This window comes from Rugamonas sp. GW822-FHT03B10 (assembly GCF_058801745.1).
Genome location: NZ_JBXANP010000010.1, coordinates 176,829 through 195,053, shown reverse-complemented (window position 1 = coordinate 195,053; position 18,225 = coordinate 176,829). Strand labels below are relative to the sequence as shown.

General features: G+C 69.3%; 13 protein-coding genes and 1 pseudogene. 10 read left to right on the top strand and 4 right to left on the bottom strand.

Features of this window, described 5'->3' with window-relative positions; genetic code table 11:
• From AC1RQG_RS17705 to AC1RQG_RS17670, 8 genes are all read left to right on the top strand, one after another.
• On the top strand, positions 1–1,053 hold a 1,053-nt coding region (locus AC1RQG_RS17705; protein ID WP_493133328.1), incomplete at its 5' end, for a sensor histidine kinase.
• 202 nt (positions 1,054–1,255) lie between these two features.
• The gene (locus AC1RQG_RS17700; RefSeq protein WP_493133327.1) at positions 1,256–1,681 is read left to right on the top strand and encodes a type IV pilin protein; all 426 of its coding nucleotides are present in this window, start codon (positions 1,256–1,258) and stop codon (positions 1,679–1,681) included.
• Positions 1,669–2,289 (top strand): pilus assembly FimT family protein, encoded by a 621-nt coding sequence (locus AC1RQG_RS17695; RefSeq protein ID WP_493133326.1) that lies wholly within the window; start codon positions 1,669–1,671, stop codon positions 2,287–2,289. The genes AC1RQG_RS17700 and AC1RQG_RS17695 overlap by 13 nt, the downstream gene beginning before the upstream one ends.
• Positions 2,286–2,708: a hypothetical protein gene (locus AC1RQG_RS17690; RefSeq protein WP_493133325.1), complete on the top strand. Its 423-nt coding sequence runs from the start codon at positions 2,286–2,288 to the stop codon at positions 2,706–2,708. Before AC1RQG_RS17695 ends, AC1RQG_RS17690 begins: the two co-directional genes overlap by 4 nt.
• Position 2,709: 1 nt before the next feature.
• Positions 2,710–3,897 (top strand): PilW family protein, encoded by a 1,188-nt coding sequence (locus AC1RQG_RS17685; RefSeq protein ID WP_493133324.1) that lies wholly within the window; start codon positions 2,710–2,712, stop codon positions 3,895–3,897.
• The gene (locus tag AC1RQG_RS17680; RefSeq protein WP_493133323.1) at positions 3,894–4,499 is read left to right on the top strand and encodes a pilus assembly PilX family protein; all 606 of its coding nucleotides are present in this window, start codon (positions 3,894–3,896) and stop codon (positions 4,497–4,499) included. The genes AC1RQG_RS17685 and AC1RQG_RS17680 overlap by 4 nt, the downstream gene beginning before the upstream one ends.
• A 26-nt stretch (positions 4,500–4,525) precedes the next feature.
• Positions 4,526–9,175 (top strand): PilC/PilY family type IV pilus protein, encoded by a 4,650-nt coding sequence (locus AC1RQG_RS17675; protein WP_493133322.1) that lies wholly within the window; start codon positions 4,526–4,528, stop codon positions 9,173–9,175.
• 132 nt (positions 9,176–9,307) lie between these two features.
• On the top strand, positions 9,308–10,975 hold the full coding sequence (locus AC1RQG_RS17670) for a peptide chain release factor 3 (protein WP_493133321.1): 1,668 nt from the start codon (positions 9,308–9,310) through the stop codon (positions 10,973–10,975).
• 83 nt (positions 10,976–11,058) lie between these two features.
• On the opposite strand, the gene AC1RQG_RS17665 is transcribed toward AC1RQG_RS17670, so the two are convergent.
• From AC1RQG_RS17665 to AC1RQG_RS17650, 4 genes are all read right to left on the bottom strand, one after another.
• Complete coding sequence (locus tag AC1RQG_RS17665; protein ID WP_493133320.1) at positions 11,059–12,951, bottom strand: putative bifunctional diguanylate cyclase/phosphodiesterase; 1,893 nt, start codon at positions 12,949–12,951, stop codon at positions 11,059–11,061.
• Positions 12,948–13,529, bottom strand: coding sequence for a YfiR family protein (locus AC1RQG_RS17660; RefSeq protein WP_493133319.1), 582 nt, complete (start codon positions 13,527–13,529; stop codon positions 12,948–12,950). Before AC1RQG_RS17660 ends, AC1RQG_RS17665 begins: the two co-directional genes overlap by 4 nt.
• Positions 13,530–13,533: 4 nt before the next feature.
• A complete protein-coding gene (locus AC1RQG_RS17655; RefSeq protein WP_493133318.1) occupies positions 13,534–15,552 on the bottom strand; it encodes a TonB-dependent receptor plug domain-containing protein in 2,019 nt (672 codons plus the stop codon).
• A 177-nt stretch (positions 15,553–15,729) separates the two neighbouring features.
• Positions 15,730–16,068 carry a hypothetical protein gene (locus AC1RQG_RS17650; RefSeq protein WP_493133317.1) on the bottom strand — a complete coding sequence of 113 codons (339 nt, stop codon included), beginning with the start codon at positions 16,066–16,068 and terminating at the stop codon, positions 15,730–15,732.
• Between the two features lie 280 nt (positions 16,069–16,348).
• On the opposite strand from AC1RQG_RS17650, the pseudogene AC1RQG_RS17645 reads away from it, so the two are divergent.
• Together AC1RQG_RS17645 and AC1RQG_RS17640 are read left to right on the top strand one after the other, a co-directional pair.
• Positions 16,349–16,483: pseudogene (locus AC1RQG_RS17645) on the top strand (cache domain-containing protein); the annotation flags it as partial.
• Positions 16,484–16,535: 52 nt separating this feature from the next.
• Complete coding sequence (locus tag AC1RQG_RS17640) at positions 16,536–18,197, top strand: methyl-accepting chemotaxis protein (RefSeq protein WP_493133316.1); 1,662 nt, start codon at positions 16,536–16,538, stop codon at positions 18,195–18,197.
• Positions 18,198–18,225 lie beyond the last annotated feature (28 nt).

The window sequence follows — 18,225 nt, the reverse complement described above, 5'->3', positions numbered from 1 at the left end:
CCGCCGGCCGCGCTGGTGGGCGGCGCCGGCAAGGCCGCCGCGCCCGCCTACCAGACGCGGGCGCGCGGCGAGGCCGTGCGGGCCGTGGCGCTGCGCCCGGCCCCGGGCGGCCCCGTGGTCACCGTGGCCAAGACGCTGCGCAAGCGCGGCCAGGTGCGCGCCGCCATCGTGCGCGTGCTGTTGTTGCTGGAGGCCGCCTTCACGCTGGCCTCGCTGGGCCTGATCTGGTTTTCCGTCACCAATGGCCTGGCGCCGCTGAACCGCATGCGCGCCGACCTGAACGCGCGCGCCGGCGACGACCTGTCGCCCATCAGCGCCCAGCGCGTGCCGTTCGAGCTGGTGCCGGTGGTGCTGGCGTTCAACGGCCTGCTGGACCGGGTCAACGACGGCGCGCGCGCCCAGCATGATTTCCTGGCCAATGTGGCGCACCAGCTGCGCACCCCGCTGGCCGGCCTCAAGACCCAGCTCGAATGGCTGGCCCAGCGCCACGCCGAGCCGGACACGGCGCAGTCGGTGCGGCTGATGCTGTCGTCCACCGAGCGCATGATCCGGCAGACCAACCAGCTGCTGGCGCTGGCGCGGGCCGAGCCCAGCCACTTCGAGAAGACCCGGCTGGAGCCGGTGGCGCTGGCCGGCCTGGTGGAGGAGGCGATCCAGCATTTCGTCGAGCAGGCCGCGCTCAAGCACATCGACCTCGGCTTCGACCTGGCGCCCACCACCGTGCAGGGCGACCGTTTCCTGCTGCGCGACCTGATCGACAACCTGATCGACAACGCGATCCGCTACACGCCCGCGCACGGCACGGTCACCGTCAGTTGCCGCCCGCTGGACGGCGGCGGCATGCTGGCGGTCGAGGATTCCGGCCCCGGCATCGCGCCGGCCAAGCGCGACCAGGTGTTCAGCCGCTACGTGCGCCTCGACGACAAGACCCATGGCAGCGGCCTGGGCCTGGCGATCGTGCGCGACATCGCGCTTGCGCACGGGGCCGCCATCACGCTCGACGCCGGCGCGCACGGGCGCGGCGCCCGCTTCGAGGTGCGCTTCCCCGCCTGAGCGGACGCGCCGTTCCGCCTTGGGCGGCCGGCGCGACGTCCGCCGCCGCTGGTCCGGCGTCCGCGGGCGCGCGTCCCGCCCGGTTGTCAGGAATTTGTCAGCGTTTCCTCAGGGAAATGCAAGCTTGGCGCGCTACCATACTCTCAAGCACAATGGTTTGCCGGCACGGGCCCGGTCCGCACTATTCTTGGGAGCATGGCATATGAAGCGCATCCAGCACGGTTTTACCCTGGTCGAAGTCCTCGTCACGGTGGTGATCGTCGGCATTTTGATGGCGGTCGCCATGCCGGTCTACAGCGACTACGTGATCCGGGGCCGCCTGACCGAGGCGTTCTCGGCGCTGGGCACGGCGCAGCCGGCGGCCGAGCAGTTCTGGTCCAACAACCGCACCTATGCGGGCTTCGACGCGGCCGTCAATTTCCCGCCCTCCACGGCCAACTTCACCTACGCGCTGAGCGGCGCGACGGCCTCGGCCTACAAGATCACGGCCACCGGCATCGGCAAGGTGGCCGGCTTCGTCTACACGATAGACCAGAACGGCACCCGCACCACGGACGCCAGCCCGGCTGGCTGGGGCACCAGCACCAGCTGCTGGGTCGATCACAAGGGTGGATCATGTTCCAACTGAACAAGGGCTTCACGCTGATCGAGGTGCTGATCACGCTCACGGTGTTCGCCGTGATGCTGGCCGTCGGCATCCCGGCCATGAGCACCTGGGTGCTCACCAGCAAGGTGCGTTCGGCCAACGAGTTCTACCTCGAGGGGTTCAGCATGGCGCGCCGCCAGGCGGTGGGCCACAACGCGGCCAGCCGCATCGTGCTGACCACCAACGCCACCAGCGGCCAGATGGACTGGCAGGTCGACATCTGCTTCCCCCAGCCCGGCCTGCCGTGCAATGACACGGCCGGCGGCTGGTCCACCGTCACCACCCCGGCCGACAACGATCCCGAGGGCGCCAACGGCTACACGTCCGTGTTCCGCTCGGCCGACAACCTGCCGTCCACCGACGTGCTGGCGCCGTCCTATGCGCCCGACGGCGCCTCCAAGGTCTACTACACGGCGCTGGGCTGGGTCGACACCGGCTACGGCCTGAACCTGACGCGCCTGCGGCTCGACCCCGACCCGCGCTACCTGAAGGCGGTGCCCACGGTGGCCGTGGCCATCACGCTGGCCGGCATGGCCACCAAGTGCGATCCGACCGTGGCCGACGGCGATTCGAGGGGGTGCCCACCATGATGAAGATGCCATCGCGCCGCCAGGGCGGCGTGGCCCTGCTGGAAGTGATGCTGGCCGTGCTGCTGCTGGGCATAGGCTTGCTGGGCACCATAGGCTTGCAGGCGCGCGCCTACTCGGCCCTGTCCGACGCCAGCATGCGGGCCGAGGCCACCATGGCCACGGAAAAGCTGCTGGGCGTGATGAACGCCGACCTGGTCAACGTGGCCGCCGGCAACTATGTGTTCGACGGCACCGCCGCGCCCAGCACGGCGCTGGCGCCGTGGGTGGAGGAGACCAAGACCTACATCCCCGGCGCCACCATCACGGTGGCCGTGGCGGGCCAGGACCGGCGCTATCAGGTCGATATCGTCATCCGCTGGACGCGCAAGAGCGGCGGCGTTGAAAACGTGCACCGCGTCACCTCCTATATCGGCTTCTGACATGACGACGACTCTTTCCCTGCGCCGGCGCGGCGGCTTCTCGCTGGTCGAACTGATGGTCAGCGTGGTGGTGGGCATGCTGGCGCTGCTGTTCGCCACGCGCCTGATCACCAGCGCCGAGATCAACCGCAACGCCTCGCTGGGCGGCTCGGACGCCATGCAGAACGGCATGCTGGCGCTGTTCTCGATGCAGAACGACGCGGCCCAGGCCGGCTGGGGCCTGAACGACACCCTGGTGGCTGGCTGCGACACCGTGTTCACCGACGCCAGCGGCTACACGCTGGCGCCGGCGCCGCGCAACGGCGTCGACATCACGCCCATGTCGGCCGTGATCATCGAGGATGGCGGCGCCAATCCGGACCGCGTCACCTTCTACACGGGCACCTCGCCGGCGGCCGTCGGCTCGGTCAAGAACACGGCCATCTACAACGGCGGCAGCCGGATCCAGACCACCGCGCGTCCGCTGTACAATTTCAACCCCGGCGACGTGCTGCTGGTGGCGCCCGAGCCGGCCGGGGGCGGCAAGTGCGCGCTGGCCCAGGTCGCGTCGCTCCCCCCCAGTCCGGACGACAACCAGCTCGACTTCTCGCCCGGCGCGTCCTACCGCTTCAACACGGCCGCCGGGCTGGGCGCCAATTTCGAGCCCGGCCAGGCCCGCATCTACAACCTGGGGCCGGGCGCCCGGCTGGCCTTCCACAGCTGGTCGGTCAACAACGGCATCCTGCTGCTGCGCGCCACCGACCTGGCCGGCGCCTCGCTGCAGCCGGTGTCGGTGATCGACAACGTGGTGTCCATCAAGGCCCAGTACGGCTTCGACACGCGCGTGCTGCCCAACTACGATCCGGCGCCCGACAAGGACGGCATCCAGGTGGGGCAGTGGAGCAGCACCATGATCAACGCCGACGGCGACGCCGACACGGGCGGCGCCGGCGACTTCCAGCGCATCGCGGCCGTGCGCATCGCCGTGGTGGCGCGCAGCAAGAGCGCGGAGAAGCCCGACAGCCATGGCCAGTGCTCGGCCACCCCGGTGCAGCCGCAGGTGTTCACCAGCGCGGCGCCGGCCGGCGTGGCCGCCGTGCCCGTGACCGTCAACGTGGCCGTCGCCGGCGACCCCGTCGACTGGAAGTGCTACCGCTACCGGGTGTTCGAAACCATCGTATCGCTGCGCAACGCGGAATGGAGGCCATGATGCCGCTGCCACTCACGACGCCCGGCGCGCGCCGCCAGGCCGGCGTCGCCCTGCCGGTGATGCTGATCATGCTGACCGTGATGCTGATCAGTAGCATCTACCTGCTCAAGTCGAGCACCTCGACCACGCTCACCACGGCCAACCTGGCCTACGACTCCTCGCTCAGCAAGGCGGCCGACCTGGGCGTGCACACGGCCTACGCCTGGCTCAAGGGCCTGCCCAGCAAGGCCGTGCTGACGGCCGATGTGCCGGCCCAGGGCTACGTCGCCACGCTCAACAGCGCCTGGACCGTCAGCTCGCCCGAGTTCTGGACCGGCTCCGTCACCGTGGCCGACACGGCCGGCAACCAGGTCGAGTACGTGATCCACCGCATGTGCGCGTTCGCCGGCTTGTACAACGACGTCGGCCCGCCCGCCAACCAATGCGTGCTCAGCGCGGCCAAGTCCAATGTGGCCGCCCCCACGCTGGTCGGCTCCAGCTTGTCGTCGAACGCGCCCAACTACCAGGGCCAGCCGCAATTGCATTATGTCGTCACGGCGCGCATCTCCGGCCCCCGGGGCGGCAACGTGATGACCCAGGCCGTTGTGATGATGGGGCCGTAAGGCTGCTTTTTAAGATAGGAACGCCCATGAACTCCCTGCCCACCCTCGTGCGCGCCGCGCGGCGCGCCTGCCTGCCGCCGCTGCTGCTGTCGTCGTTGTTGTTGCTGTCGCTGCTGGCCGCGCGGCCCGCGCTGGCCGGCCAGACCCAGATCGCCCAGGTGCCCTTGCTCAACATCACCGGCACCGGCACCGTCAAGCCCAATCTGATGCTGCTGTTCGATAACTCGGGTTCGATGGACCAGTCCTACACGCCCGACTACGTGAACGACAACCTGTGCCGCTCGCGCTCCACCCTGGCCCAGGGCGTGATGGCCTGCAACGTCGGCCATCCGCCGTTCATGAGCCCGGACTTCAACAAGCAGTACTACAACCCCGCCATCCGCTACCAGCCGCCGATCAAGTCCGACGGCACCTATTATCCGGAACAGACGGCGGCCAACACCAGCAACTGGACCGTGGTCAGCGGCGACGGCTTCAACGCCCACAAGACCGACCTGTACGGCAACAGCTCGACGGCCATCAACCTGGTCAGCGGCTTCCCCGACCTGAAGTGGTGCGACCCCAACAACACCGGCTCGTGCCGCACCAACACCGCCACCTACACCTACCCGGACAGCACCTTCACCAGCGCCGTCGCCATCACCTCCGGGCCGTACTACTACACCATCGGCGTGGCCCAGTACTGCACCGACGCCACCATGACCAGTTGCGTGTCGACCTCGGTGGGCGCGGCCGCGCCGGCCGGCTATCCTATCCCCGTCAAGGTGCGCTGGTGCAGCAACACCCTGCTCACCAATTGCCAGGGCAAGCGCGTGGGCAGCTTCATCTATCCCAGCTATTCATCGGGCACCGGCGCCGTCGCCTCCTACGGCACCATCGCCATCGGCGCCTCGGCCTCGTCGTCCTCGCTCAGCATCACCTCGGTGACCATCCCCGACCCCAGCACGGCGCGCACCATCACCAACGGCACCGTGACGGCCAGCACCGGCACCAACACCGCCCTCAAGCAGCAGAACATGGCCGCCGCGCTGGCGGCCAGCATCATCGCCAGGACCGGCCTGACCAACCAGTACTACGCCTGCGTGAAGACGGCCAACAGCGGCCAGCCCTCCGTGCCCACCTGTTCCAGCGCGTTCGGCATCACCCTGACGGCCGACAACGTGGTGGCCGTGGTGCCGGTCGTCTGCAGCGGCGGCAAGTCGCTCACCAACTGCGTGACCATCACCGACAGCTCGCGCGCCGGCTGGGGCATCACCGTCAACGCGCCGTCCGTCACGCCGACCCCGGCCACCACCGGGGTGCCGCCCACGGCCCTGCTGGCGGTGTCGGGCACCACGGTCAACAGCGGCAGCCCCACCGTCTCCAGCGTCAAGCTGGGCGGAACCACGGTGATCAGCAACGTGGCCATCGGTCGCAACGTCGCGGCCGCCAACATCGTCTCCAAGCTGGCGACGGCCATCGGCGCGACCGGCACCTACCGCGCCTACATCGGGGGCAACGCCGTGACCCCGATCTGCGCGGCCGCCCCCGCCACCACCCTGTGCCTGCTCGACACCTCGGCCACCGCCAACGGCGCCACCACGTCCGCGTCCGGCCTGAGCAACGTGAGCTTCACCGGCACGGCCGCCACCAGTTCGCCCGACGCGATCCCCACCACCACGGCCGCGCTGTCGGCCGGCTCGGGCGCGCCCAGCACCTTCACGCGCGTCGACCTGGTGCTCGGCCAGACCTATCCCAAGGGCACCGACCGGGTCGATTGCGTGGCCGCGGCCGGGGTCTGCACCTACGAGGAGGAGATGACCAACTTCGCCAACTGGTATGTGTACTACAAGACCCGTTTGCAGATGATGAAGACCTCGGTCGGCATCGCCTTCTCCGCCATCACCGCCAACTACAAGGTCGGCTACGTCAAGCTGTCGAACGCCGGCGCGGGCGGGGCCATCGACATGGTGCCGGCCGACTTCACCGGATCGGCCCGCGCCACCTGGTACAGCAAGCTGTACACCACCACCGACACCGGCTCGACCCCGATCCGCACGGCGATGGACAACGTGGGCCGCATGTTCGCCAACCTGAGCCCGTACGACTACGACGCCGGCTCGGAGGTGGTGCAGTACCCGTGCCAGCAGAACTTCATGATCCTGACCACGGACGGCTACTGGAACGGCAGCACCACCTACAACGTCGTCAACAACGACAACGTCGAGAACGCGGGCCGCTTCTGCACGTTCGCGCGCGGCTGCGTCGATACGCGCGCCCAGTCGCAGCCGTCGATCTCGGACGTCTCGCTGCACTGGTACAACGGCGGTTCGGACGACAGCACCGTGTCGCTGCGCCCGCCGCTGGAGCCGGACCTGAGCAAGCCCGGCTCGGTGCCGGCCGGCCCCGGCGAGAACACCCACCTGCACATGAACACCTACACGCTGGGCCTGGGCGTGGACGGCGTGATGAACTATGAGCCCAACTACGACACGGCGCCCAAGGCCGGCGGCGACTTCTACAACCTGATCACGCGCGCGTCCTCGGGCTGCCCGTGGAACGGCGGCGGCGCCTACGTGTGGCCGAATCCGGACGTGACCAACACCGCCAGCACCGTGCAGGAGCGGGTCGACGACCTGTGGCACGCGGCCATCAACGGCCACGGCAAGTACTTCAGCGCGTCCCAGCCCAAGGAGGTGGTGCAGGGCCTGAGCGCGGCGCTGGCCAACATGCAGATCCGCCTGGGCGCGGCGGCCGCCGCGGCCACCTCCACGCCCAACATCTCGCTGCAGGACAACGACATCTTCTCCGACACCTTCACCACCGTGAAATGGTATGGCGAACTGTCGGACAAGAAGATCGACCCCACCACGGGCGAGGTCGGCACGGCCTACAGCTGGATCAGCTCCGACACGGTGGGCCAGAAGGTGGCCGCCAGCACCGACACGCGCCACATCCTGATGCTGGACCAGTCCGACACGGCCCTCACGGACTTCTACTACAGCAACATGTCGGCCGCCCAGACGGCCTGGTTCGACGGCAAGTGCGCGGCCCTGGCCCAGTGCACGCTGCTGTCGACCGCCGACCGGGCCATCGTCAACTCCGGCGACAACCTGGTCGGCTGGCTGCGCGGGCGCCAGCAGTACGCCGACAACACCCACTTCCGGGCCTACACGATGACTTCCAACACGCCGGCCGGCGCCACCGGCCCGGTGCCGATCGTGCTGGGCGACATCGCCTCGTCCAAGCCGGCCTACCTGCGCGAACCGCGCAAGAACTACCCGGACGCCAGCTACAACCAGTTCAAGACCGACCATGCGACCCGCGCCGGCACCGTGTTCACGGCCGCCAACGACGGCATGCTGCACGCGTTCGACGCGGCCACCGGCAACGAGGTGTGGGCCTACGTGCCGCGCATCACCCAGCACAAGCTGTACGCGCTGGCCAGCACCACCTACGGCACCAACCACCAGTTCAGCACGGACGGCTCGCCGGAACTGGCCGACGTCAAGCTGGGCAGCAACTGGGCCTCGGTGCTGGTGGCGGGCCTGAACGGGGGCGGGCGCGGCTACTACGCGCTCGACGTGACCGACCCGGCCAGTCCGCAGGCCCTGTGGGAACTGTGCGCCGATGCCACCGTGTGCGCCCACAGCGACCCCGACATCGGCCTGACCTTCGGCAATCCGCAGTTCGGCGTGTGGGGCGGCAAGTGGGTGGTGTTCCTCACCTCCGGCTACAACAACGTGCCCGGCGTCGACGGCGTGGCCGGCGGCAGCGGCCAGGGCTACCTGTTCATCGTGGACGTGCACACCGGCGCCATCCTGAAGAAGATCTCCACCGGTTCGGGCGACACCACCACGCCTTCGGGCCTGGCCAAGATCACCTCGATCAGCACCGACCCCAACACCGACCCCAACACCACCTACATCTACGGCGGCGACAACCAGGGCCAGATGTGGCGCTTCGACCTGACCGGCACCAGCGGCGCCGTGACGGTGCTGAAGATGGGCGACGCCGGCACCACCCAGCCCATCACCACCCGGCCCGACGTGACGCTGTGCGAGGTGCAGACCAGCACCACCACCGGCGGCGTGACCACCACCACCACCAGCGCCCAGCGGGTGGTGTTGTACGGCACGGGGCGCCTGCTGGACCTGCCCGACATCGCCAACACCGACACCCAGAGCCTGTACCTGCTCAAGGACAGCGGCAGCACCATCGCCAACATCCGCGGCGCCACCATGGTGCAGCAGACCCTGAGCCTGGCCGGGTCGAGCAGCAACATCAACACCTACGCCATCACCAGCAACCCGGTCGACCTGACCCAGAAGGACGGCTGGTTCTTCGACTGGGGCCTCAATCCCGGCGAGCGCATGAACCTGGATCCGCAGATCGTCAGCGGCGTGGCCAACGTGGTGACCAACATCCCGTCGTCCTCGTCCTCGTGCCAGGTGGGCGGTTCCAGCAACGCCTACCAGGTCGACGTCTGCACCGGCAACGCCATCCCCGGCAATCCGGCCGGCGCCACGCTGTCGAACACCTCGGCGGCGGTGGGCTTCATCATCATCCGCCTGCCGTCGGGCGGCCTGAAGATGATCTCGACCATGGCCACCGGCGAGACCAAGACCACCTCGCTGCAGGAACTGAAGTCGGCCGAGGCGCACCGGGTGGGCTGGCGCCGCGTGAAGGGCGAATAAGGGGCGAGCGCGCGCAAACCAGGGGCGGGCGGGGCGGCGCGGCCCGCCCCGCGTGCGCAAACAATTCACACGAACGGGCCGAGTGCCGGTAAAATCGTGGGTTTTTTGCGGGGCCATGTCTTGGTCACCCCTATGGCAAACGATACCGAAAACACAACACCCGACCAGATCGACGACGCAGCCCCCTCCACCAGCGCCAAAACCCCGGCGCTGATCGCGCGCGAAGTGCAGCGCCGCCGCACCTTCGGCATCATCTCCCACCCCGACGCCGGCAAGACCACGCTGACGGAAAAACTGCTGCTGTTCTCGGGCGCGATCCAGATGGCCGGCACCGTCAAGGCCCGCAAGAGCGGCCGCCACGCCACCTCGGACTGGATGGAGATCGAGAAGCAGCGCGGCATTTCGGTCGCCTCCTCGGTGATGCAGTTCGAATTCCGCGACCACGTCATCAACCTGCTCGACACCCCCGGCCACCAGGACTTCTCGGAGGACACCTACCGCGTGCTGACGGCGGTGGACTCGGCGCTGATGGTGATCGACGCGGCCAAGGGCGTGGAGGCGCAGACCATCAAGCTGCTCGACGTGTGCCGCATGCGCAACACGCCGATCGTCACCTTCATGAACAAGATGGACCGCGAGACGCGCGATCCGCTCGAGCTGCTCGACGAACTGGAGTCGGTGCTCAAGATCCAGTGCGCGCCCGTGACCTGGCCGATCGGCATGGGCAAGAACTTCCGCGGCGTGTACCACCTGCTCAAGGACGAGATCATGCTGTTCAAGGCCGGCGAGGAGAAGGCTGACGGCGCGTTCGAGATCATCAAGGGGATCGACAACCCGCGCCTGGCGGAGATGTTCCCGCTGGAGATGGACCAGCTGCGCATGGAGGTGGAGCTGGTGCACGGCGCCTCGCACCCGTTCAATCTCGACGAGTTCCTGTCGGGCGTGCAGACGCCCGTGTTCTTCGGCTCGGCCATCAACAACTTCGGCGTGCGCGAGATCCTGTCGGCGCTGGTGGACTGGGCGCCCGCGCCGCGTCCGCGCGACGCCACCGTGCGCGCGGTCGACCCGGTCGAGCAGCCGTTCACCGGCTTCGTGTTCAAGATCCAGGCCAACATGGACCCGGCCCACCGCGACCGCATCGCCTTCCTGCGCGTGTGCTCGGGACGCTTCGAGCGCGGCATGAAGGTCAAGCATCTGCGGCTGGGGCGCGAGATCAAGGTGTCGTCGGTGGTGACGTTCATGGCGTCCTCGCGCGAGCAGGTGGAGGAGGCCTACGCGGGCGACATCATCGGCCTGCCCAACCACGGCAACATGCAGATCGGCGACAGCTTCTCGGAAGGCGAGATGCTGACCTTCACCGGCATCCCGTACTTCGCGCCGGACTTCTTCCGCTCGGTGCGCATCCGCAACCCACTCAAGATCAAGCAGCTGCACAAGGGCTTGCAGCAGCTGGGCGAGGAGGGCGCGGTGCAGGTGTTCAAGCCGGTGCAGGGCGGCGAGCTGGTGCTGGGCGCCGTGGGCGTGCTGCAGTTCGAGGTGGTGGCCAGCCGCCTGATGAACGAATACGGCGTCGACGCCGTGTTCGAGGGCACCAGCATCAGCAGCGCGCGCTGGGTGTCGAGCGAGGACAAGAAGGCGCTGGCCGACTTCGAGGCGGCGCTCGGCCACAACGTGGCCTACGACGCGGCCGGCAACCTGGCCTACCTGGCCACGTCGTCCGTCAACCTGCGCCTGACGGAGGAGCGCTGGCCCAAGCTGAAGTTCCACGCCACGCGCGAGCACTCGGCCAAGCTGGCCTGAAGTTAAGACCCCGAACCTGAGGACCGTCTTTCCCGCTTTCGCGGGAATGACGGTTTTTTTTTAAAGGTGGGCGGTGATATGCGCTAGGCTGCCAGGAACTGGCGCCGCTCGGACAGCAGCAATTCCAGCGCCTCGGGCGCCATCGGTTTGGCGAAGTAGTAGCCTTGCATGACGTCGCAGCCGGCTTCGCGCAGGAAGCGCACCTGCCGCTCGGTCTCCACCCCTTCGGCCACCACTTTCAGGTTCAGGCTGTGCGCCATGGCGATGATGGCCGTGGCGATGGCGGCGCCGTCGCCGGGCACGTCGTTGACGAAGCTGCGGTCGATCTTGAGCTGGTCGATCGGGAAGCGCTTCAGGTAGGCCATCGATGAATAGCCGGTGCCGAAGTCGTCGATCGACAAATGGATGCCGGCCGTCTGGATCTGCCGCATCAGCGCCAGGTTGGCGTGCACGTTCTCCATCAACACCCCTTCCGTGATCTCCAGCTCCAGCAGCGCCGGCGGCAGCCCCGTCTCGTTCAGGATGGCGCGCACGTCGGCCATCAGGTCGCTGTCGCGCGTCTGGCAGGCCGACACGTTGACGGCCACGTGGCTGATCTCGTCGAGCAGGCCGGCCCGGTGCCAGGCGGCCGCCTGGCGGCACGCCGTGCGCAGCACCCAGCGCCCGAGCGGCACGATCACGCCGCTCTCCTCGGCCACGGGGATGAATTCGGCCGGGCTGACCGGGCCCAGTTCCGGGCAGGTCCAGCGCGTGAGCACCTCCAGCCCCGTCATGCGGCCGCTGCGCACGTCGATCTGCGGCTGGTAGTGCAGGCTCAGTTCATCGCGCTCCAGCGCGCGGCGCAGGTTGGCCTCCAGCTTGAGCCGCTTGCGGGCCAGTTGCTCCATCTCCGGCTTGAACGTCTCGTAGCCGTTCTTGCCGCTGTTCTTGGCGTAGTACATGGCCGTGTCGGCCCCGCGCATGAGCGCCTGCTCGTCGCGCGCGTGCTGCGGGTAGACGTTCACGCCGATGCTGGCGCTCACGTACAGCAGGTGGTGCTCGAGCTGGAACGGGGCGGCCAGCGCGTGCAGGATCTTGCGCGCCACGGTGTCGGGCTCCGTCTCGTCCTCGTGCGGCTCGACGATGACGACAAATTCGTCGCCGCCGATGCGGCAGATCACGTCCGTGCTGCGCAGCGTGTCGGTCAGACGCCGCGCCACCATCTGCAGCAGCGCGTCGCCGCTGTTGTGGCCCAGCGTGTCGTTGACCACCTTGAAGTTGTCCAGGTCGAGCAGCAGCAGCACCACGCTCGTCTCCTGCCGGTCCGCGTGCTCGAGCGCCGTGGCCAGCTTGTCGTTGAAGGCGTTGCGGTTGGGCAGGGCGGTGATGGGGTCGACGTGGGCCAGGTAGTGCAGGTGGTCCTCGGCCCGCTGCACGGCGCGCCGCATGCGCGCCACCAGCAGCCAGGCCAGCGCGTAGGAGCCGGCCGCCACCACCAGCGTGAAGCCGGTGAAGCTGGCCAGGCGCCGGTACAGCGCCGCCATGGAGGCGCGGATCAGCACCGTGCCGATGCGCGCGCCGTTGGCCTCCACCGGCTCGGTCACCTCCACGTGGCGGGCGCTGAATTCATGGTGCGGGGCCGGCTGCGGCGGGTTGGTGGCGGGCACGTCGTTGGCGGGCAGGCGCTGGTAGCTCGCCAGCAGCGCGCCGGCCGGTCCGTAGATGGCCGCGCTCTTCACATTGGGCGAGGCGGCCAGCCCGGCCAGCATTTCGGCGCCGGCGCCGCGGTCCTGGAACAGCAGGGCGGCGCTACTGTTGCTGCCCAGGATGCGGGCCTGCACCTGCAGGTCGTCCACCAGCGCGCCGCGCAGGGCGATGAACTGGACCACGATCAGCAGTATCCCGGCCAGCGCCAGCGCGGCGCCGGCGGCCAGCATGTTCAGGTGCGCCACGCGCCGGCCCAGGGCGCGGGTGGGGTTGCCGGCGCGCGCCCTCATTGCACGCTCCTGGCCAGCCGCAGCAGCTTGGAACTGATGGTCAGACGGGCCTGGCGGGCGGCCGCCAGGTCGGCGTCGAACACGATGCGCGCGTGGTCCACGGCCAGCGCCAGCACGGCCCCGCCGGCGCCGATCACGCGGTCGTCGGCCACCGTCAGCACGCTGGCGCCGGCCAGCTCGGCACGCAGGCTGTTCCAGCGTTCGCGGTCCTGGCCATCGAGGAACAGCACATTGCAGGCGCGCACGGCGGCGCCGCTGCCGGGGGGGCGCAGCTGCACCCGGTGGCCGTTGACCTGTTTGTCGCCGAGCGCGGCCAGCGCGCGCTGCAAGGCGTTGCCCGGATAGGCGCACAGCTGCAGCGGCGCGCCGCCCGGCAGGACCTCGGCCGGCCATTCCGTGAACACGGCGAAGTTGAACACGAAGGCCGCCTTGACGTCGTATTCCGACACCTGGGCCGAGGCCGGACCGCAGCAGGCCGCCAGCAGCAGCGCGCCCAGCCCACGGCCCCACCGCGCCAACCGCGCCAGCCGGCGCGGCGGCCGGGTGGTGCGGGGGGGCGGGGCGGCGTGGCTGCGCATGGCTTCAGTAGTCGATGGTGAGGCGGGCGCCCAACCGCCGGCCATCCTGCGTCACGGTGTCCATCGCCAGCGAATCGGCCACCGGGTCGGCGTAGCGCCGGTCGCCCAGGTTGTGGACATCGACGGCGAAGTCGGCGTGCCGGGTCAGGCGCACGCTGAACAGGTTCAGGTTGGCCAGCAGGAAGCCGCCCGCCTGGCCGCCGCGCACGGTGCCGCGCGGGCCCACGTACTGCGCTTCGAACCCGGCGCGCCATGGCCCGCCGACGGGCAGCGTCAGATTGAGCTTGGCCAGGTGGGCCGGCGAATTGACGGTGTCGGCGCCGTCCCGGTGCACGCGCTGCCAGCTGTAGCTGGCGCGCAGGCGGGCCTCCGGGCTCCAGCTGTGCTCATATTCGACCTCCAGCCCGCGCGCCGACGGCGTGCCCGTGTTGATGAAGATGGGCAGGCCGCTGGCCGCATCCGTCACCTGCGAGATCAGGCCCGAGACCTCGTTGTGGAACACGCTCACGGTCAGGCGGCGGTTGGCCTGCCACTGGTGGGCCAGCACCAGTTCCGTGCTGCGGATGCGCTCGCGCGCCAGCGCCGGGTTGGCCAGCTGGCCGCCGTCGCCGATGAAGGCGTAGTAGCGCTCATAGATGTTGGGCGTGCGGTAGGCGCTGCCGTAGATGGCCTTGAGCGTGGTGGCCGGCGCCAGCTGGCCGATCAGGGCCACGCGCGGATTGAACACGCCGCCCGTGCTGGTGTGGTGGTCGTAGCGCAGGCCGGCGTTCAGCAGCAGCGGCGCGGCCAGCCGCAGCTCGTCGGCCACGAACAGGCCGTAGCGCTGGCCGGCGTGGTTCTCGTTCAGGTACAACTGGTAGGGCGCCAGGTCGAAGTTGAGCAGGCGCAGCCGGTAGTCGTGCTGGTACTCGGCGCCCACCATCAGCTTGTGGCCGGCCACGGCGCCCGACAGCAGGCGCGCCTCGGCGCCCCACCAGCGGCCATTGCTCAAGTCGCGGTTGGGCGTGCGCCCGGCGTCGTCGGTGGCGTAGTCGCCCAGCGAATCGTAGCTGCCCCAGTACAGGCGCGCGCTCAGTTCCGTGGACGGCGCCACCGTGTCGTGGTAATCGAGGCTGGCGTAGTTCTGGGTGTCGACGGTGCGCGAGCGCGGGTCGTTGAACGCCTGGCTGAACGAGGCGGTGGGCACGCCCTTGGGCCGGTCGCCGTGCAGCAGCGACAGCGTGTAGGGGCCGCTGACGGCCTTGGCGTACAGGCGCTGCGCCGTTTCGTAGTCGAGGCCGCGGGCCACGCCGTTGTTCTGTTCCGGGGTATCGTAGACGGCGTAGTACTGGTCGCGGCCGTCGCTCTTGTAGCGGCTGGCCGCCAGCAGCAGCTCGTTGCCATGGCCATCGCGCCAGCCGTAGCTGCCCATGCCGCGCCGGGTGCCGGCCTGCCCGCCGTCCACCGTGGCGTGCACGCCCTCCAGTTCCTGGGGGCGGCGCGTGATCACGTTGATGACGCCGAAGAAGGCGTTGGCGCCGTACACGGACGAGCCGGGGCCGGACGCGTATTCGATCCGCTCCACCAGTTCCAGGTCGAGCGGGAATTCCTGGCCCAGCGGGGCCTGGTCGTAGACGGCGTCGTTGACGCGGTTGCCGTCGATCTGGACCAGGAAGCGGGTGTTGTAGTCGCCGGGGCGCAGGAAGCCGCGCGCGCCCAGGTAGCTGTAGTTGCGGTCGTAGCTCACGTACAGGCCACGCAGGCTGCGCAGCACGTCGGCCAACGTGCGCCAGCCGTAGGCGCGGATGTCGGCGGCGCTGATCACGCTGACGTTGGAGGGCGCCTCGCTGGTCTGCTGGCTGTAGCGCGACGCGCTGTACACGTCCATCGCCAGCAATTGTTCCAGCGGGAGCGTGGTCAAATCCTGGCCGTCGCCGGGGCCGATGGCGCCGGCGGCCGGCGCGCGCGCGCCCAGCAACAGCAGGACCGCCGCCTGGGCGGCCCGGATCAATGCGGCCCGTGCGGGCCGGATGGCGTTAGTCATGCATGGGTTCCAGGGAAGGGAACAGGCAGGCCGGAACCTTCAACGTGGTGCAACTGATGGTCAATGAAATCTCTCGCTATGGTGACAGTTCCCGGGGAGAAAGTACAGCCCGACGTTGGGAGCGGCGCAACATCATTGGCGTTGTTGCAACGGCGTTCCGCATGGCGCGCATGGTCCCTAATGGCGCGCCGCGGCGCCGGCCACGAAGGAATCGGCCACGCTGCCGATCCAGCACACGGTGCACACGAGCAGCGCCAGGCCCGGGCCGGCGCCGCCCATGCCGGCCTCGGCCACGCGTTGGGCGATCAGGTCCGGATCGGGGGCGAGGCTGCCGTTGGCCAGTTGTTCGCTCAGGCGGTTGACCAGTGGTAGCAGGCCGCCCAGCAGGTAGAGCCAGCCCAGCGCGGTCGGCAGCAGGAAGGCGCAGCCGCGCAGGGGGCGGCGCAGCACCAGCAGGTGGCCCAGACCGGGGAACACCAGGGCCGACCACATGGCCGCTTTGACGGAAGGTTTCATCGGACCTCGGTTGCGGGCCGCACGGGGCGGCCGATGGATTGAGCCAGCGCAAGATTGCGGTGGGCGCGACGGCGTAGATTACGACATGCACCCAGGCAAGAACTAGCCTGGGGCCGGCCGGGGGGCACGCCTCGCGCCTATCATACCCGCCCGGCGGCGCGGCCGCGAGCGGGGATCTCCACATGCGAGGGGAGCAACCATGAACGAGCTGCTGTGCGTGGCATCGCTGTTGTGCTGTCAACTGGCGCTGGCCGCGCCCGGCGAGAAGGACGCGGTGGCGCTGGCCAAGGGCAAGGGGCATGGCTGGGTCGATTACAAGTTCCGCAACCCCGAGACGGGCAAGGTGGAGGCCAAGTCCACCTATGTGCTGCGGGTGGGCGACGTGGCGCTGGAGGCGGGCATCTACAAGCATTGAGCACGCCGGCGCGGCGGCCCGCGCCATGCCACCTTTTCGGATGCGGAACACTATGCTGAGCAAATTACGGATAGGTCCCAAGCTGCTGCTGGCGCCCGGCGTGGTGCTGTTGCTGCTGCTGGTGCTGTCGGCCGGCGCCTACTACGGCCTGGTGCGCCAGAACGGCTTGCTGGAGGACCTGGTGCAGCAGCGCGCCGCCCGCAGCAAGGCGGCCGCCGACCTGGTGGCGGGCGCCAACCGCGCCCACACGGAAGCCTACCAGCTGCTGACCTGGATCAACGCCAGCTTCTCCGCGCCCCGCGTGGAGGCGCTGGTGCGCGACATCCGCGTCCGCCACGCCGCCCTCGAGGACCAGTACCGGCGGCTGGCGCGGGCCACCGGCGGCAGGGCCGGCGCCGGCGCCGCCGAACATGCGCTGGTGGCCGACGCGCACGCGGCCCACGCGCTGTACGTGAAGGCCGTCAGCGACGTGGTGGAAATGAGCGCGGTCGACCCGTCGATGGCCACCAACGCCATGTCCAAGGCCGAGCGCGCGTTCGATGCGCTGTCGCAGCGGCTGGAGCAGTTGTCGCGCCTCGAGCAGCGCCTGGGCGAACAGGCCTACGAGCACGCCGAGACGCAGTTCCGCACCCTGTCCACCTTGCTGCCGGTGGTGGTGGGCCTGTCGATCGCGTTGTCGCTGCTGGTGACCATGGCCGTGCGCAACGCGTTGCTGAAGGAGGTGCGCGAGATCGGCGCGGCCGCCGTCGATCTGGCCGAGGGCAACCTGACCGTGCGCCAGCGCAGCTACGGCAAGGACGAGATCGCGGAGACCTCGCGCGCGCTCGACACCAGCATCCGCAACCTGAACGCCACGCTGCGCACCATCCTGGCCTCGGCCCAGACCATCGACAGCGCCTCGCGCGAGATCGCCGCCGGCAACGCCGACCTGTCGGAGCGCACGGAGGCCCAGGCCAGCTCGCTGGAGCAGACGGCCAGCTCGATGCAGCAACTGACGGCCACCGTCAGCGAGACGGCCAGCAACGCCCAGCTGGCCAATGAACTGGCCCGCAGCGCCACCGGCTACGCCGTGCGCGGCGGCACCGTGGTGCAGCGGCTGGAGGTGACGATGGCCTCGATCCGGGGCAGTTCGCGCAAGGTGGTGGAGATCGTCGGCGTGATCGACGGCATCGCGTTCCAGACCAACCTGCTGGCGTTGAACGCGGCGGTGGAGGCGGCCCGCGCCGGCGAGCATGGCCGGGGCTTCGCCGTGGTGGCCGGCGAGGTGCGCACGCTGGCCCAGCGCTCGGCCACGGCGGCGCGCGAGATCAAGGCGCTGATCGCCGAGTCGGTGGCCGAGATCGAAGGGGGTAGCCGCTCGGTGGAGGAGGCCGGCTCCAGCATGGCCGACATCGTCACCTCGGTGCGCCAGGTGGGCGACATCATCAGCCAGATCAGCCAGGCCAGCGCCGAGCAGGCGGCCGGGCTGCAGGACGTCAACCACGCCATCGTCCAGATGGACCAGGTCACGCAGCAGAACATGGCGCTGGTCGAGCAGGCGGCGGCGGCCGCTTGCAGCCTGCAGCAGCAAGCCGTGAGCCTGTCCGAGGCCGTCACCCTGTTCCGGCTCGACGACGTGCCGGCCCGGCCCGAGCTGGCGCTGGCGTCGGAGGCGAAAAAAAACGCAGCAACGAGCCAGGTGGCCCGCCTGCGTCTGGCGTCGAACCGGCGCTGAAACCGGAAACCGGGGTCAGGTCATGCCT

Coding starts and splice junctions, on each gene's coding strand:
- AC1RQG_RS17640 (WP_493133316.1), top strand. CDS start 16,536: ATGCTGAGCAAATTACGGATAGGTCCCAAGCTGCTGCTGGCGCCCGGC.
- AC1RQG_RS17695 (WP_493133326.1), top strand. CDS start 1,669: ATGTTCCAACTGAACAAGGGCTTCACGCTGATCGAGGTGCTGATCACG.
- AC1RQG_RS17650 (WP_493133317.1), bottom strand. CDS start 16,068: ATGAAACCTTCCGTCAAAGCGGCCATGTGGTCGGCCCTGGTGTTCCCC.
- AC1RQG_RS17665 (WP_493133320.1), bottom strand. CDS start 12,951: ATGAGGGCGCGCGCCGGCAACCCCACCCGCGCCCTGGGCCGGCGCGTG.
- AC1RQG_RS17655 (WP_493133318.1), bottom strand. CDS start 15,552: ATGACTAACGCCATCCGGCCCGCACGGGCCGCATTGATCCGGGCCGCC.
- AC1RQG_RS17660 (WP_493133319.1), bottom strand. CDS start 13,529: ATGCGCAGCCACGCCGCCCCGCCCCCCCGCACCACCCGGCCGCCGCGC.
- AC1RQG_RS17680 (WP_493133323.1), top strand. CDS start 3,894: ATGATGCCGCTGCCACTCACGACGCCCGGCGCGCGCCGCCAGGCCGGC.
- AC1RQG_RS17685 (WP_493133324.1), top strand. CDS start 2,710: ATGACGACGACTCTTTCCCTGCGCCGGCGCGGCGGCTTCTCGCTGGTC.
- AC1RQG_RS17690 (WP_493133325.1), top strand. CDS start 2,286: ATGATGAAGATGCCATCGCGCCGCCAGGGCGGCGTGGCCCTGCTGGAA.
- AC1RQG_RS17700 (WP_493133327.1), top strand. CDS start 1,256: ATGAAGCGCATCCAGCACGGTTTTACCCTGGTCGAAGTCCTCGTCACG.
- AC1RQG_RS17675 (WP_493133322.1), top strand. CDS start 4,526: ATGAACTCCCTGCCCACCCTCGTGCGCGCCGCGCGGCGCGCCTGCCTG.
- AC1RQG_RS17670 (WP_493133321.1), top strand. CDS start 9,308: ATGGCAAACGATACCGAAAACACAACACCCGACCAGATCGACGACGCA.